Source organism: Hymenobacter piscis (assembly GCF_018760735.1).
Classification (GTDB): domain Bacteria; phylum Bacteroidota; class Bacteroidia; order Cytophagales; family Hymenobacteraceae; genus Hymenobacter; species Hymenobacter piscis.
This window is the reverse complement of the sequence record NZ_JAHHZN010000034.1, coordinates 14,507-28,702: the sequence shown is the minus strand read 5'-3', so window position 1 is coordinate 28,702 and position 14,196 is coordinate 14,507. Positions and strand designations below refer to the sequence as shown.

At 63.7% G+C, this 14,196-nt stretch carries 9 protein-coding genes; 7 read left to right on the top strand and 2 right to left on the bottom strand.

Translation table 11 applies throughout. The features are described from left to right. A partial coding sequence (locus KLP40_RS20355) for a HAMP domain-containing protein (protein WP_394370049.1) occupies nt 1–754 on the bottom strand: 754 nt, incomplete at its 3' end. A 332-nt stretch (nt 755–1,086) separates the two neighbouring features. Here KLP40_RS20355 and topA point away from each other — a divergent pair. The 6 genes from topA to KLP40_RS20325 all read left to right on the top strand — a co-directional run bounded on the left by topA (nt 1,087) and on the right by KLP40_RS20325 (nt 10,795). After that, nucleotides 1,087–3,564, top strand: coding sequence for a type I DNA topoisomerase (topA, locus tag KLP40_RS20350; protein WP_215595681.1), 2,478 nt, complete (start codon nt 1,087–1,089; stop codon nt 3,562–3,564). A gap of 130 nt (nt 3,565–3,694) precedes the next feature. After that, nucleotides 3,695–4,603 carry a DUF4846 domain-containing protein gene (locus KLP40_RS20345; RefSeq protein ID WP_215595680.1) on the top strand — a complete coding sequence of 303 codons (909 nt, stop codon included), beginning with the start codon at nt 3,695–3,697 and terminating at the stop codon, nt 4,601–4,603. Nucleotides 4,604–4,698: 95 nt separating this feature from the next. Beyond that, complete coding sequence (locus KLP40_RS20340; protein WP_215595679.1) at nt 4,699–5,391, top strand: SIR2 family NAD-dependent protein deacylase; 693 nt, start codon at nt 4,699–4,701, stop codon at nt 5,389–5,391. 64 nt (nt 5,392–5,455) lie between these two features. Then, the gene (locus tag KLP40_RS20335; protein WP_215595678.1) at nt 5,456–5,707 is read left to right on the top strand and encodes a metal-dependent hydrolase; all 252 of its coding nucleotides are present in this window, start codon (nt 5,456–5,458) and stop codon (nt 5,705–5,707) included. Nucleotides 5,708–5,861: 154 nt separating this feature from the next. Continuing rightward, nucleotides 5,862–9,596: an outer membrane protein assembly factor gene (locus tag KLP40_RS20330; protein WP_215595677.1), complete on the top strand. Its 3,735-nt coding sequence runs from the start codon at nt 5,862–5,864 to the stop codon at nt 9,594–9,596. 203 nt (nt 9,597–9,799) lie between these two features. Then, on the top strand, nt 9,800–10,795 hold the full coding sequence (locus KLP40_RS20325; protein ID WP_215595676.1) for a Ppx/GppA phosphatase family protein: 996 nt from the start codon (nt 9,800–9,802) through the stop codon (nt 10,793–10,795). A 107-nt stretch (nt 10,796–10,902) separates the two neighbouring features. Here the strand turns inward: KLP40_RS20325 and ppk1 are convergent, their stop codons facing one another. Continuing rightward, entirely contained in the window at nt 10,903–13,224 is a 2,322-nt protein-coding gene (gene ppk1, locus KLP40_RS20320) for a polyphosphate kinase 1 (protein WP_215595675.1), read from the bottom strand. 175 nt (nt 13,225–13,399) lie between these two features. On the opposite strand from ppk1, the gene KLP40_RS20315 reads away from it, so the two are divergent. Next, nucleotides 13,400–14,182 carry a DNA translocase FtsK gene (locus KLP40_RS20315; protein WP_215595674.1) on the top strand — a complete coding sequence of 261 codons (783 nt, stop codon included), beginning with the start codon at nt 13,400–13,402 and terminating at the stop codon, nt 14,180–14,182. The last annotated feature ends 14 nt before the right edge of the window (nt 14,183–14,196 follow it).

Genomic DNA, 14,196 nt, shown 5'->3' with positions numbered 1-14,196 from the left:
TCAGGTTCGAGGCCATGTAGTTCACGTTGTCGGTCAGGTCCTTCCAGATGCCGGCCACGTTCGGCACCGACGCCTGCCCGCCCAGCTTGCCCTCCGTGCCCACTTCCTGCGCCACCCGCGTTACCTCGCCGGCAAACAGGTTCAGGTTGTCAATGGTCTTGTTGATGGTTTCGGCCATCACCTTAAAGTCGCCCGACACCGGAATCTGGAAGGTCTCGTCCAGGTTGCCCCGGCTGATATTCTTGAGCACCTTGCCCACCTCCAGCACCGGCACGGCAATGCTATCCACCAGGCCGTTGATGTTGTTGATCATGTCGCGCCAGAACCCGGCGGCATTCTCGCCCGATGCCCGCGCCTTCAGGTTGCCTTCCACCCCGGCCACTTTCGAAATGCGCGACACCTCGCCGCCGACCCCGCCAATCATCTCCACCATGGAGTTGTAGGCTTCGGCAATTTCAGCGAAGATGTCGTCATTCTGCTTGGTCAGCCGCACCGATACGTCGCCCTTTTTGAAGGCGTCAAGGGCGTAGAGCACCCGGTTGAGCTGGTCGTTGATGTAGTCCGCGTCCTGGGCCCCGGGGCGCACGGGGCTCACCGTGCCGCTTTTGCGGGTGTGGTTGCCGCTGGCCCGGTTGAGGCGGGAAGCGCTGGCGGAGCTGGCCGAGCTGCTGGTGGAAGCCGGAGCAGTTGGTTCGGTAGCCACCGGGGCGGCCGAGGCCGGGCGGGTGGTTTTGGGCGTCTTTGCTGAAGCCATAAACGAGTAAGGGTGGCGAAGCCTGCGAAGGGAAGGCAGTGCACAAACGGAACTTCCGGGGGTGGGGTTCCGGGACTGACAAAGGTAGCAGAACTGCCCGTTTGGGCACTATTGCCGCCATCATCCAGCCAAAAAAGACTAACTATCCGGAAATGAAGTCCTTGCCCGATCTGCCGGGCGTCGCTACTCCCATAGAAGGGCAGGGTTTGATGACTATCTGACGGGCCTCGTACCGGAAGGCCGGATTATTCCAGCATCTTTGCGGCAAAATTCAACTTTTGCATTGCCCTGCCCGTTTCCTACTGAAACATGCTTAGCGTTCCCCCACCCCTATGGTCAAAAATTTAGTTATCGTCGAATCCCCCGCCAAGGCCAAAACCATTGAGGGTTACCTCGGCAAGGACTTCGTGGTGCGGTCCTCGTTCGGGCACGTCCGCGACCTGCCCAAGGACAATAACGCCATTGATATTGCCAACGGTTTCAAGCCTACCTACGTCGTTTCGCCCGATAAGCGCGAGATTATCAGCCAGTTGAAAAAACTGGCTAAGGAGGCTGAGGTGGTATGGCTGGCGAGTGACGATGACCGTGAGGGCGAAGCCATCAGCTGGCACCTGTCGGAAACCCTGAACCTGACCGGCGGGGGCAAAACGCGCCGCATCGTGTTCCGCGAAATCACCAAGAACGCCATCCTTAAGGCCATCGACAGCCCCCGGGAAATTGACCTGAACCTGGTGAACGCCCAGCAGGCCCGCCGCGTACTCGACCGGCTGGTGGGCTTCGAGCTGAGCCCCGTGCTCTGGAAAAAAGTAAAGGCCGGCCTCTCGGCCGGCCGGGTACAGAGCGTGGCCGTGCGCCTGGTGGTAGACCGGGAACGGGAAATCAACAGCTTCACCACGTCCTCGGCCTACCGCATCGTGGCCCGCTTCGATGCCGGCCGCGGGGCCGTGCTGGAAGCCGAGCTGCCCACCCGCTACAAGACCCGCGAGGAGGCCGAAGCCTTCCTGGCCCGCTGCGTGGGTGCCGATTACCGCATCGAGAACCTGGAGAAGAAACCCGGCAAGCGCAGCCCCGCGCCGCCCTTCACTACCTCCACGCTCCAGCAGGAAGCCTCGCGTAAGCTGGGCTTCTCGGTGGCCCAGACCATGAGCGTGGCCCAGAAGCTCTACGAAGCCGGCCGCATCAGCTACATGCGGACGGACTCGCTCAACCTGTCAGAAGACGCCATTGCCGCGGCCAAGGACGCCATTACGGCCGCCTACGGCGCCGACTACGCCCACACCCGCCATTTCAAAACCAAGTCGGCCTCGGCCCAGGAGGCCCACGAAGCCATCCGCCCCACCGACTTCACCCTGCTCAAAGCCGGTGCCGACTCCCAGGAGCAGCGCCTCTACGACCTGATCCGGAAGCGGGCCATGGCCTCGCAGATGGCCGACGCGGTGATTGAGCGCACGGTGGCCACCATCGGCATCAGCACTCAGCCCGGCGTAACGCTCACGGCCAGCGGCGAGGTTATCACCTTCGAGGGCTTTCTGAAGGCTTATGCCGAAAGCAAGGACGAGGACGACGAGGAGCAGGACGAAACCACGGAATCGTCGTTTTCGCGGGGGCTGCCGCCCCTGAGCGTGGGCCAGGTGCTGCCCCTGCAACAGCTGCGCGGCACCGAGCGGTTTGCCTCGCCCCCGGCCCGCTTCACGGAAGCTTCGCTGGTGAAAAAGCTGGAGGAAATGGGCATCGGCCGACCTTCGACCTACGCGCCCACCATCAGCACCATCCAGAAGCGCGGCTACGTGGAAAAAGACACCCGTGAGGGCAAGGAGCGCCGCTTCCACGTGCTCACGCTGGAATGCTCGGAGGTGAAAACGGAGCTTAAAACCGAAACCTACGGGGCCGACAAGGCCAAGCTGTTCCCCACCGATACGGCTATGGTAGTCAACGACTTCCTGGTCGAGCACTTCCCCACTATCGTGGACTTCCAGTTCACGGCCAAGGTGGAGGACGAGTTTGACCGCATTGCCGACGGGCTCGACAACTGGACCGACATGCTGACCGGGTTCTACGCCCCTTTCCACAAAACCGTGGAGCTGGGCCAGGACATTGAGCGCAGCACCCTGGGCAGCACCCGCGAAATCGGCCTGCACCCCGAAACCGGTCAGAAGCTCACCGCCCGCCTGGGCCGCTACGGCCCCTACGTGCAGATTGAGCCCCTGGAAGGTGCCCCCGAGGACGAGAAGCCGGTATACGCCAGCCTCCGCAAGGGCCAGTTCATTGAGAACATCACCCTGGAAGAAGCCCTGGACCTGTTTAAGCTGCCGCGCATCGTGGGCCAGTTCGAGGACAAGGACATGACGGCGGCGCTGGGCCGCTTCGGGCCCTACATCCGCCACGACGGCAAGTTCTACTCCCTCAAAAAGGAGCAGGACCCGCACACCATTACGGCCCAGGAAGGCATTGAGCTGATTGAAACCAAGCGTAAAACCGACGCCGAGCGGCTCATCAAGTCCTTCCCCGAAAACCCGGACATCCAGGTGCTCAACGGCCGTTTCGGACCTTACATTGTGGCGGGGAAGAAGAACGTGAAGATTCCCAAGGGCGAGGAACCCGCCGACCTGACCCTGGCGCGCTGCCTGGAGCTGGCCGAGGCCACGCCCGACAAGCCCGCCCGCGGGGGCCGTTTCGCCAAGAAAGCCGCCCCCACCGCCGAGGATGCGGCTGACAAGCCGGCCAAGAAGGCCGCCGCCAAGAAAGCAGCCCCGGCCAAAAAAGCGGCCGGCACTACGGCCAAGAAGGCTCCCGGCAAAGCCAAATCCTAAGCTGACTACTTTAATATTCTGAAAAGCTCCGGCCCCAGGCCGGAGCTTTTTCTATGTTTACACCCGCTTGAAATATGCAGCCGGATTCTGCGTTGTGCGCTTACCCTATTCCCGTCTGATTTTATCCATCATGAAGTACGCTATCCTGCTACTGGTACCCGGCTTGCTGTGCTGCACCGAAGCTTCCACCACCGCCGAAACGGCCGACAATCCACCCGCTCAGAACCCGACTGCTACTACTGCCCCCGCGCCGGCTCCCGGCAGCTACGCCTGGCTGCCGAAGGGGCGCTACCAACCGGCCCGGACGGTGGCGGCCCGGTTTGCGCCGCCCGCCGGCTACCAGCGCGTGGCCGTGGCGGAGGGCTCGTTCGGGCAGTGGCTTCGGTATTTGCCGCTGCTGCCGGCCGGTACGCCCGTGCTGCTCTACAACGGCCAGCCCAAGGACCGCCAGGATGTGCACGCGGCCGTGCTCGACCTCGACGTGGGCGCCCGCGACCTGCAGCAGTGCGCCGACGCCGTGATTCGGCTCCGGGCCGAGTACCTGTTCAGTCAGAACCCCGACCAGGTTCACTTTCACCTGACCAGCGGCGACGATATCGGGTTCCGGGACTGGTACTCCGGTACCGGCTTCCGGGTGGTGGGCAACGCGGTGACGCCCGCCCGGCGGCCGGCTGAAGCGCCCACCCACACCAATTTCCGCCGCTACCTGGACCAGATTTTCACCTACGCCGGCACGTTGTCGCTGAGCAAGGAACTACAGCCGACGCCCCTGGCCCAGGTGCAGCCCGGCGACGTGCTGATTCGGGGCGGCTCGCCAGGCCACGCCGTGCTGGTGCTGGACGTGGCCACCCAGCCCCGCACCGGGCGCCGGGTGGCCCTGCTGGCCCAGAGCTACATGCCCGCCCAGCAGATGCACGTGCTCCGGAACGTCTGGGACGAAACCGGCCTCGGCGCCTGGTTCTACCTCGACCCCGCCGCCAACCGCGTTTCAACCCCGGAATGGACCTTCCGCAGCACCGAGCTCGGCCGGTTCGAGTAGCTGTCCTTCCGATATTCTGGGCATAAAGTGGAGAGAGGAAGGACGGGGCTTGATATCTTTACGACTACCTCTCCAGCACTTCGCCCTACCCTCTTATGAAGAAAATTGTCGCTTTAACCGGGGCCGGGATTTCGGCCGAGAGCGGGTTGGCCACCTTCCGGGCCTCGGACGGGCTCTGGGAAAACCACCGCATCGAGGACGTGGCCACGCCCGCGGGCTGGGCCGCCAATCCGGCCCTGGTGCTGGAGTTTTATAACCAGCGCCGGGCCGCCGCCCGGGCCGCCCAGCCCAACGCCGGCCACCGTGCCCTGGTAGCCCTGGAAGACGCCTTCGAGGTGGTCGTTGTGACGCAGAACGTGGATGATTTGCACGAGCGGGCGGGCTCTTCGCGGGTGCTGCACCTGCACGGCCAACTACTGGAAAGCCGCAGCTCCCGCCACGAGGAACTGGTGTATCCCATGCGCTCGGACCGGATTGAGCTGGGAGAACTCTGCGAGAAAGGCCACCAGCTGCGCCCCAACATCGTGTGGTTCGGCGAGGCCGTGCCGATGATGGAGCAGGCCCTGCACGAAGTCGCGACTGCCGATGTGCTTCTGGTCGTCGGCACCTCCTTGCAGGTGTACCCCGCCGCCGGCCTCGTCGATTACGTGCCCCGTACCGCGCCCATCTACATCATCGACCCGGGCCGCCCGCCGGTTTCGGGCCGCGCCCGCCTGCACTTCATCACCGAGCCCGCCACCACCGGCGTGCCGCGCGTGGCCGCAGAACTGCGGGAGCTGCTGACGTAAGATCTACGCCTGAAGCCCCATTTGGGGGGGGGTACAAACGGAAGTCCGCGCCACCTATCTTTCTATGGCCTCCCTTATCGGCCACTGCGCCCTGGGTGCTACGCTGGGCAGACTGCTGCTACCCGAGCGGCGCTACTGGCCCTACTGGCTGCTGGCCGCCGCCTGCGCCTTTCTGCCCGACGCCGACGTCATCGGCTTCAGGTTTCACGTGGCCTACGCCAGCTGCTGGGGCCACCGGGGGCTGAGTCATTCGCTGCTGGCGGCGGCCGGGGTGGCCACCGGAGCGGTGCGGGTGCTGCGCAGCGAGGTGCAGTGAGTGCTGCTGCCCTGCGCCCTGCTGCTGCTGGGCCAGCGGCTGTGGCACGGGGCAGGGCCGCCGGCCACCGCGAACCGCCCGAAAAATTGAGTAGGAATCCATCAGACTGCGCTGCGGATATTTACGTACGACCGGGTTCTACTCTCCCCTCGCCATGTCGATTCGTTACTCGCGCGTATTACTGACCGGGCTGGGCCTGGCGGCTGCGCTTTCGGTTTCTGCCCAGTCCGCTTCCCCCGCCCACAAGGTGTTTCTGCTGGGCAACACGGCCGGCGCCACCCTGCCGGCCCGCCACCTACAGGCGCTGCGCCGTACGCTGGAGCAGCAAACCGGGCCCTTCACCGTTGTCCACCTCGGCGACGTGGTGGGCCCCGAGGGCCTGGGTAGCCGGCAGGATTCCAGCCGCAGCGGCCAGACTGAGCGCATCGATGCCCTGATTGCGCTGGTGCAGGGGCTTCCTAATGGCAAGCTCTACTTCGTGCCCGGCGACCGGGACTGGGCCAATTCCGGCCCCGACGGCCTTAAGCGGGTGCGCCGCCTCGAAAAGTACATTGAGGAGCACAATGGCAAGCACACCTTCGTTCCGGAAAATGGCTGTCCCGGTCCCTACACCGTGGACGTGGCCCCGCTGGTGCGCCTGGTGGCCCTGAACTCGCCCTGGTTCACCCACCCCTACGACAAGCCCGAGGCCCCCGACACCGACTGCAAAACCCTGACCCAGGAGGAATTCCGCGAGCAGCTCCAGGACGTACTCGACGAGACCAAAGGCCGCAATGTGCTGGTGGTGGGCCACCAGCCCGTGGTCAGCAATGGCGAATACGGCGGCCACCTGCCGGCCGGGCGCTACCTGTGGCCGCCGGTGGTGGGCGCCATCGATGCAGCCTACCGCCAGAACGTGGGCACGCCCCGCGACCTGGCCAACCCGCGCTACCAGCAGTTCCAGAAGGAAATCCTGAACACTCTGCGCGACCACCCGGGGGCCGTGTACGCCGCCGCCCACGACTACAGTCTCCAGCTGACACCCCGGCAGGGCAGCTTCCACCTCGTAGCCGGCTCCTTCGCCGAAGCCCGTCACGTGGCCACCAACGGCCAGTCGCAGTACAACGCTGCCACCGAAGGATTTTCGGAGCTGGACTATTACGCCGACGGCACGGTGAAAACCACGTTTTTTACTTTTGATGAAGGGGCCGGCAAGTCCGGCGCCGAGGCGGTACGGGAAGCTTTCAGCGGCACCCTGTTCCAGAGTGCCTGCCAGGAGCCGCGCCTGCCCAACGTGGCCGTCAACAGCTTTATTCCCGAGTGCCCTTCGGCTCCGCGGGGCGCAGTGGAGCTCAAGCCCGATGCCCCGTTCCAGACCACTCAGCGGCTGCCGGCCGGGGCGCAGTACGCCGGCACCCGCTCTTCCCGCTTCTGGCTGGGGCCCGCCTACCGCACCTCCTGGACCCAGCCCGTGGCGGTTCGCACCCTGGACCTGAACACGGAACGCGGTGGGCTGCGCGCCTTTGGGCGGGGCGGCGGCCGCCAGACGACTTCCCTCAAGCTCATTGCCGCCGACTCCTCGGAGTACGTGTTCCGGTCGGTGGACAAGGACGTGACCCGGATTCTGCCACCCGAGCTGCGCACTTCCTTCGCCGCCGACGTGCTGCGCGACATCACGCCCACGGCCCACCCCTACTCGGCGCTGGTCATCAGCTCCCTGCTCGATAAAACCGACATCCTGCACGCCCGGCCCCGCCTGTTCGTGCTGCCCGACAACCAGCAGCTCGGCCCCTACCGCGCGGAGTACGCCGGCCTGCTCGGCACCCTCGAAGACCGCCCCCAGGACCCCAAACCCAACCTGCCCGGCTTCGGCCAGGCCGACAATATCCGCCGCTCGTTCAGCTTCTTCCGCCAGCTCTATAAGGACAACGACAACCGCATCGACGCCGTGGCCCTGGGCCGGGCCCGGGCCTTTGATATGCTGGTGGCCGACTTCGGCAAGCACGAGGACAACTGGAAGTGGGCGGCCTACGAAGACGGCAAAAAGACCGTGTACAAGCCCATTCCGCGCGACCGGGACCAGGCGTTTACCCTCTGGAACGGCGCCCTGACCTACCTGGCCAACCGCGAATGGGCCCTGCCGAGCATTGAAGGCTTCCAGGACGAGTTCCAGGACATGAAGAGCCTGAACTGGCCCGCCCGCCACCTCGACCGGTTCCTGCTCCAAAGTCTGAACCGGGAGCAGTGGCAGGAAATTGCCAGGTATCTGCAGGAGCGCATCACCCCGGCCGCCATCGACGAGGCCACGGCCACGCTCCCTCCCGAGCTGAAAACGCTGTCGGCCGACGAGCTGAACCGCAAGCTTAAGGCCCGGATTCAGCAGTTGCCCCAGGCCCTGGACCGCTACTACCTGCTGCTGGCCAAGCGCGTGGACGTGGTGGGCTCCAACAAGGCCGAGGTGTTCCAGGTAAACCGCCAGCCCGACGGCCGCGTGCGGGTGCAGCTGTTCGACAAGGCCAAGGACGGCGACGGCCCGAATGGCCCAGCCCTTTTTGACCGCACCTTCCGGCCCCGGGAAACCGAGGAAATCAGCCTCTACGGCCTCGATGGCAAGGACGTGTTTACCGTTACGGGCACGGCCGACCGGAGCATTCTGGTGCGCGTGATTGGCGGGGCCGGCCAGGACCGCGTGGCCGACGACTCCCGGGTGAGCGGCCTGCGCACGCTGACCAAAGTGTACGACGTGCCCGACACCGACCTGGCGCTGGGTCCGGAAGCCGACAACCGCACTTCCCGGCGGCCCGGCGTGAATACCTACGACCGGGAGCAGTTCGAATTCAACAGCTACCGCCCTAGCGTCGGACTGGGCTACAACCGCAACGACGGGCTGACGGCCAGCGCGGGCGTCACGTTCCTGCGCCAGGGTTTCCGCAAGCCCGATTATAAGAACCAGTACAACTTCCTGCTCGAGGGTAGCACCGGCGGTCAGCGCCAGTTCACGGCCACCACCCGCCACCGCTACGCCATCGGCAAGGTCGATGTAGGCGCCTCGTTCAGCTACGGCAGCTACTTTCCGTTCTACAACTTCTTCGGCCTGGGCAACAACACGGCCCTCGACCAGGACCAGTACGACAACCGATTCTACCGGGCCCGCTACAAGGGCATCCAGCTGAATGCTTTCTTCGAGCGCACGTTCTTTCAGCGTAGCGTGCTGCGCGTGGGCCCGACCTACGAGTACTACAACAACGACTTCGCGAATGACAGCTACCTGGGCCTCGTGACGCAGACGCCCGCGCCCGGCGACATCCGTCCTAACACCGATTTCCAGCGCCTGGTGGGCCTGAATGCTTTGCTCGATCTGGATCTGCGCGACCGGCAGAGCTTCGCCCACCGCGGCATTCGCCTGCTGGCCCGCCACGATTCCTACCAGCAGCTCAGCGGTAACCAGGGCCGCTTCGGCCTCACCCAGGGCTCGGCCACTTACTACGGCACAGCCCGCCTGCTGATTCCGGTGACGCTGGTGGTGAAGGGCGGCGGGGCCCGAAACTACGGCAACGACGACGACATTCCGTTCTACAAATTCGCCAGCCTGGGCTTGCGCGAGGGACTGCGCGGCTTCTACCGCAACCGCTTCAGCGGCGACGCCAGCCTCTACCTCAATACCGAGCTGCGGCTGGCCCTGGGCCATGTTCAGACGTCGTTTCTGCCTTTCTCTTACGGCGTATTCGGCTTCTACGACCGGGGCCGGGTGTACTTCCGGGGCGACTCGCCCGGGGGCTGGCACCAGGGCTACGGCGCGGGCTTCTACATCGCGCCCGTGTCGGAGCAGCTGGCTTTCTCGGTTTCCTACCAGAAATCGGTGGAAAACAACCTGCTCCAGTTCGGCCTGGGCTTCCGGATTGACCAGTAGGGCGTAACTACCAGAACTGTCATCCTGAGCGGAGCGAAGGATCTTATCAGGCTGGAACGACCGTAACAACGACCCGTTCCAGCCTGATAAGATCCTTCGCTCCGCTCAGGATGACAGTTCTGCTTTAACCGCTGGTCAGTAACGGCCCGCTCCGGCCCCGAAACGCTATATTTGCGCAACTTCTTTCCCTTTTTCCGCGCTGCATGGATTTCCCTTTACTCAAACTAGCCGCTATTGACATTGGATCCAACGCCGTGCGCTGCCAGATTTCGGCGGTGCTCCACCACGGCGACCGGTACCGGCTGAAGCGAGTGGAATACGTGCGCTACCCCCTGCGCCTGGGCGAGGACGTGTTTGCCACCGGCCGCATTTCGGAGAAGAAGCAGGACAAGTTCCTCAAGTTCATGCACGCCCTGCGCCTGCTCATGGAGGTGCACGACGTGGCCCCCAACCACTACCTGGTATGCGCCACCTCGGCCATGCGCACCGCCGAAAACGGCCCCGAGGTAGCCGCCCGCATCCGGCAGGAGCTGGGTATGGAAATCCGCATCATTGATGGCCAGGACGAGGCGCTCTACATCAACCGCGTGATTGAGCACCTGCTCGAAGACAAGAAGCACTACCTGCACATCGACGTGGGCGGGGGTAGCACCGAGTTCAACATCTACCACAACCGCCGCAAAGTGGCTTCGCAGTCGTTTGAGGTAGGCAGCATCCGGCGCATGCAGCAGGAAGAAGCGGGCCTGAGCACCGAGGCCATGCGCGAAACCTGGCAGCGCATGGAGGACTGGGTGAAGGAGAACGGCCGCCGCTACCACGTGTCGCGGGCCATTGGTACGGGCGGCAACATCAACAAGCTCTACAGCATGGCCCAGGCCGGCGCCATGGACCAGCCCGTGACCCGCAAGCGCATCGCCGCCGTGCTCGAGCGCATCACCAAAATGACCATGGATGAGCGCGTGAACGTGGCCCTGCTCAACCCCGACCGCGCCGACGTTATCGTGCCGGCCGGCCACATCTACGTCTCGGCCATGGAATGGGCCGAAATCACGCAGATGCAGGTGCCCGACATCGGCCTCAAGGACGGTATGCTGCAAACCCTGTTCGAGGAGCACTTCGACGAGTTCCGCGCCACCGACGACCACCGCCCCGGCTGCCCCAAAACCACCGTCCCCAGCCGCTCCTCGGAGGTGGAATAGCGGTGAAACGGTGAATGAGTGAAGTGGTGCATGAGTGATGGTTCTGTCATGGCGAGGCGGAGCCGAAGCAATCCAGCTCACTCATTCACCGAGTCACTCATGCACCACTACGCCAGGTCGGCTTCTTCGCTGGCGTCGAAGCCGGGGCCGGCGCTCATGGGCACCTCTTCCTGGAGTCTTTCGGGTTCGAGCTCCGCTTCGCCCTGGTCCCGGGGCAGGATGTCGGGCGTTGCCACCACAACCGCGTCGGTGGGCTGGGCGTTGGCATCCTGGGAAGAAGCCCGGATGGTGGCCAACGACAGCCACTCGTCGTAGAGGGAGGTTTCGGGCACGAGCACGAAGCTTTTGCTGTAGAACTCCTTGTGCAGGTTGGAAATGGGCTCGTCTTCGGCCGGGGTGCGGCGCACGTAGGCCCCGTCCTCGCGCATGACGTAGGTGTTCTGGTTGTCCTGAAGGTTGTAATAGAGGATGTTGATGGCCTCGCGCTTGAGCTGAGGGTTCACAATCAGGAACAGGGCCTCCAGGCGGCGGTCGAAGGAGCGCACCATCAGATCGGCGGAGCCGGCGTACACGCAGGGGGTGCCGGCCTGGTGGAAGTAGAACAGCCGGGCGTGCTCCAGGTAGTCGCCCACGATGCTGCGCACCTCAATGTTCTCGCTCAGCCCGGCCCGGCCCGGGCGCAGGCAGCAGATGCCCCGCACCACCAGGCGGATGGGCACGCCGGCCTTGCTGGCCTTATAGAACTCGTCAATCATCTCCTTGTCTTCCAGCGAGTTCATCTTCATCACGATACCGCTGGGCAAACCCTTCTTGGCGTTCTTGACTTCCTCCCGAATCAGGCAAATGAGCTGCTGTCGCATGTCCTTGGGCGCCGTAATCAGGTACTCGTACTCGTCGGGCTGGCTGTGGCCGGTTATCACGTTGAAGAATTCCGACACGTCGTGGCCGTACACGTCGTTGGTGGTCAGCAGGCTCACGTCGGTGTAGATGCGGGAGGTCTGCTCGTTGTAGTTGCCCGAGCCCAGGTGCACGTAGCGGGTCACCTTTTCGCCCTCCTTGCGGATGATCATGAGCATTTTGGTGTGGGTCTTGAACTTGCTCACCCCGTAAATCACGAAGCAGCCGGCCTTTTCCAGCCGTGAGCCTTCCCGGATGTTACGCTCCTCATCGAAGCGGGCCTTCACCTCGAACAGCACCGAGACGTGCTTGCCGTTTTCGGCCGCCTTGAGCAGGGCCGCCGTTACCCGCGAGTCGTCGGCGAGGCGGTAGATGGTTTGCTTGATGCCCAGCACGTGGGGGTCTTCGGCGGCCTGTTCCAGCAGCCGCACCACCGGGTCGATGCTGTTGTAGGGGTGGTGCAGCAGCACATCGTGGTGCTTGAGGTACTCGAACATGTTGCCGTCTTCGAGCTCTTCGGGCAGGCTCAAGGGGGCCACCGGGGCCGGCTGCTTGAAGCCCTTGCCCCGGAAACTGGGGTGCTTGAGAACCTGCAGCAGGCCCTTCATGTCGATGAGCGAGTTGATGACGAACACGTTGCCGTTATCAATGTTCCACCGCTCGCGCAGCACCTGCATCAGGAAGGCCGAGGCGTTGGGCTCCACTTCCAGGCGCACCACGCGGCCCTTTTTGCGGGTTTTGAGGCCCGACTGGATTTCCTTGATGAAGTTGGCGTCGATGTCGTCGGACTCTTCCAGCGTGAAGTCGCCGTTGCGGGTTATACGGAACATATCCGCCGACAGGATTTCGACGTTGCGGAACAACTTGTCGAGGTTGGCGCGCACGATTTCCTCAATCGGCACGAACATCACTTTGTCGCGGCGGGTGAGCTCAAAAAAGCGCGACAGGTTCTGCGGAATCTGCACGAAGGTGAGCCGCTCCTGGCCCTTCTCCATCTCAATATCGCCCGAGCCCGTGCGCGTGACCACCCCGAAGATGAGCATCTGGTTCATCATCAACGGGAAGCCGTGGTAGGAATCGTAGACCATGGGCGTGAGCAGCGGGAACACGGTGTTCTTGAAGAAGCCGTCGGCCTTCTTCACTTCCAGCTCCGTGAGCTCGTTCATGCCCAGCACATTGAAGCCGTTTTTCTCAAAGGCCGGCTTCAAATCGTTCAAATACGTGAGCGACTGGTCGTTGACGAAGCGGTGGGCAAAGTCGAGCAGCTTGCGCCGGAAGGGCATTTCGCGCAGGCCGGAGTAGTCCACCCGCTCCTTGCCGTAGTCGATATAGTTATAGAGCGAGCCCACCCGGATCATGAAGAACTCATCGAGGTTGCTGCTGGTAATGGCCATGAACCGGAGCCGGTCGAAGAGGGAGCGGCTGGTGTCGCGGGCCTGGTCGAGCACGCGGTAGTTGAAACGCAGCCAGCTCAGGTCGCGGCTGATGTATTTGCTTTTCCGAATAAGGTCGGCGGATTTGAACAGTTTCATAGAAGGAGCGGCTTGAAGTGGCAAAATACGGGAAAACCGCGCCGTTACGTGTTTTCAGCCGGAAATGATATTATGGTCTTTGGAGCGCAGCCGGAAGAATAAATTTACCCGCCTATTCGAAAACGACACGCGTTGGCGGCCTGAGTTGCCACCTTTGTCGCTCACCCCCGATGCCATGACCTCCGCTGCCACCCTCGCCGATAATTTACTCTCCGAATGGGAAGCCCACCGCCACCTCGCTCCCATACCCGACTATACCGCCCAACGTGCCCGGCTGGCTCAACAGCTGGCCAACATGTGCGTGGTACTCCAGTCCGAAGCTGACTCCAATGTGGACGAAGACGACGCCCGGACGGTGCTGCGCCCCGCCACGAGCCTGCGGGTGGGCAGCACCGGCACCAGCGGCCCCGGCCGCGCCATCCGGGCTGCTCAACACGTGGCGCAGCTGGCTCAGGCCGGCCACCTCGGCCCGGAGCCCGGCGGCCCGGCAGCTACGGCCCTGCTGGTCATTCTCTCCCAACCCACTACAGAGCTGGAAATGGACGAGCTGAACACCATCACGGAGTATCTCCGCCAGACAGTATGCGACAATCAAACGGAACTCATCTTCGGCCACGGCCTGCAACCTGATTCATCCACCGAGCTCTGGGTGGGCGTGCTGCTCGGCTACTCCTCCGAGCCGCTGCCGCCCCGGCCACCTCGCCTGCTCCAGCCAGCGCCACCCGCCACCAGCCACGTCACCGGCCGCGACTTCTACTTCGAGGCCGCCGCCCGTCTGTTTGTACAGCGTCGCCGGGCCGGCGGCTGGCTCCTGCAACGGCAGTTTGGCCTAGGCTACAACCGCACCGGCCGGCTGCTGGATGAACTGGTCGCAGCCGGTGTCATCGGCCCGGAGTCAGAGAGCCGCGGCTGGCGGGTTCTGGTGACAGATGAGGCGGGGCTGGAAAAAAAGTTCTAATGGAGTTGTGCTAG

What these genes read in the sequence shown, in the direction of transcription:
- ppk1 (WP_215595675.1), bottom strand. Translation starts at nt 13,224, where the DNA reads ATGAAACTGTTCAAATCCGCCGACCTTATTCGGAAAAGCAAATACATC.
- KLP40_RS20345 (WP_215595680.1), top strand. Translation starts at nt 3,695, where the DNA reads ATGAAGTACGCTATCCTGCTACTGGTACCCGGCTTGCTGTGCTGCACC.
- topA (WP_215595681.1), top strand. Translation starts at nt 1,087, where the DNA reads ATGGTCAAAAATTTAGTTATCGTCGAATCCCCCGCCAAGGCCAAAACC.
- KLP40_RS20330 (WP_215595677.1), top strand. Translation starts at nt 5,862, where the DNA reads ATGTCGATTCGTTACTCGCGCGTATTACTGACCGGGCTGGGCCTGGCG.
- KLP40_RS20335 (WP_215595678.1), top strand. Translation starts at nt 5,456, where the DNA reads ATGGCCTCCCTTATCGGCCACTGCGCCCTGGGTGCTACGCTGGGCAGA.
- KLP40_RS20340 (WP_215595679.1), top strand. Translation starts at nt 4,699, where the DNA reads ATGAAGAAAATTGTCGCTTTAACCGGGGCCGGGATTTCGGCCGAGAGC.
- KLP40_RS20325 (WP_215595676.1), top strand. Translation starts at nt 9,800, where the DNA reads ATGGATTTCCCTTTACTCAAACTAGCCGCTATTGACATTGGATCCAAC.
- KLP40_RS20315 (WP_215595674.1), top strand. Translation starts at nt 13,400, where the DNA reads ATGACCTCCGCTGCCACCCTCGCCGATAATTTACTCTCCGAATGGGAA.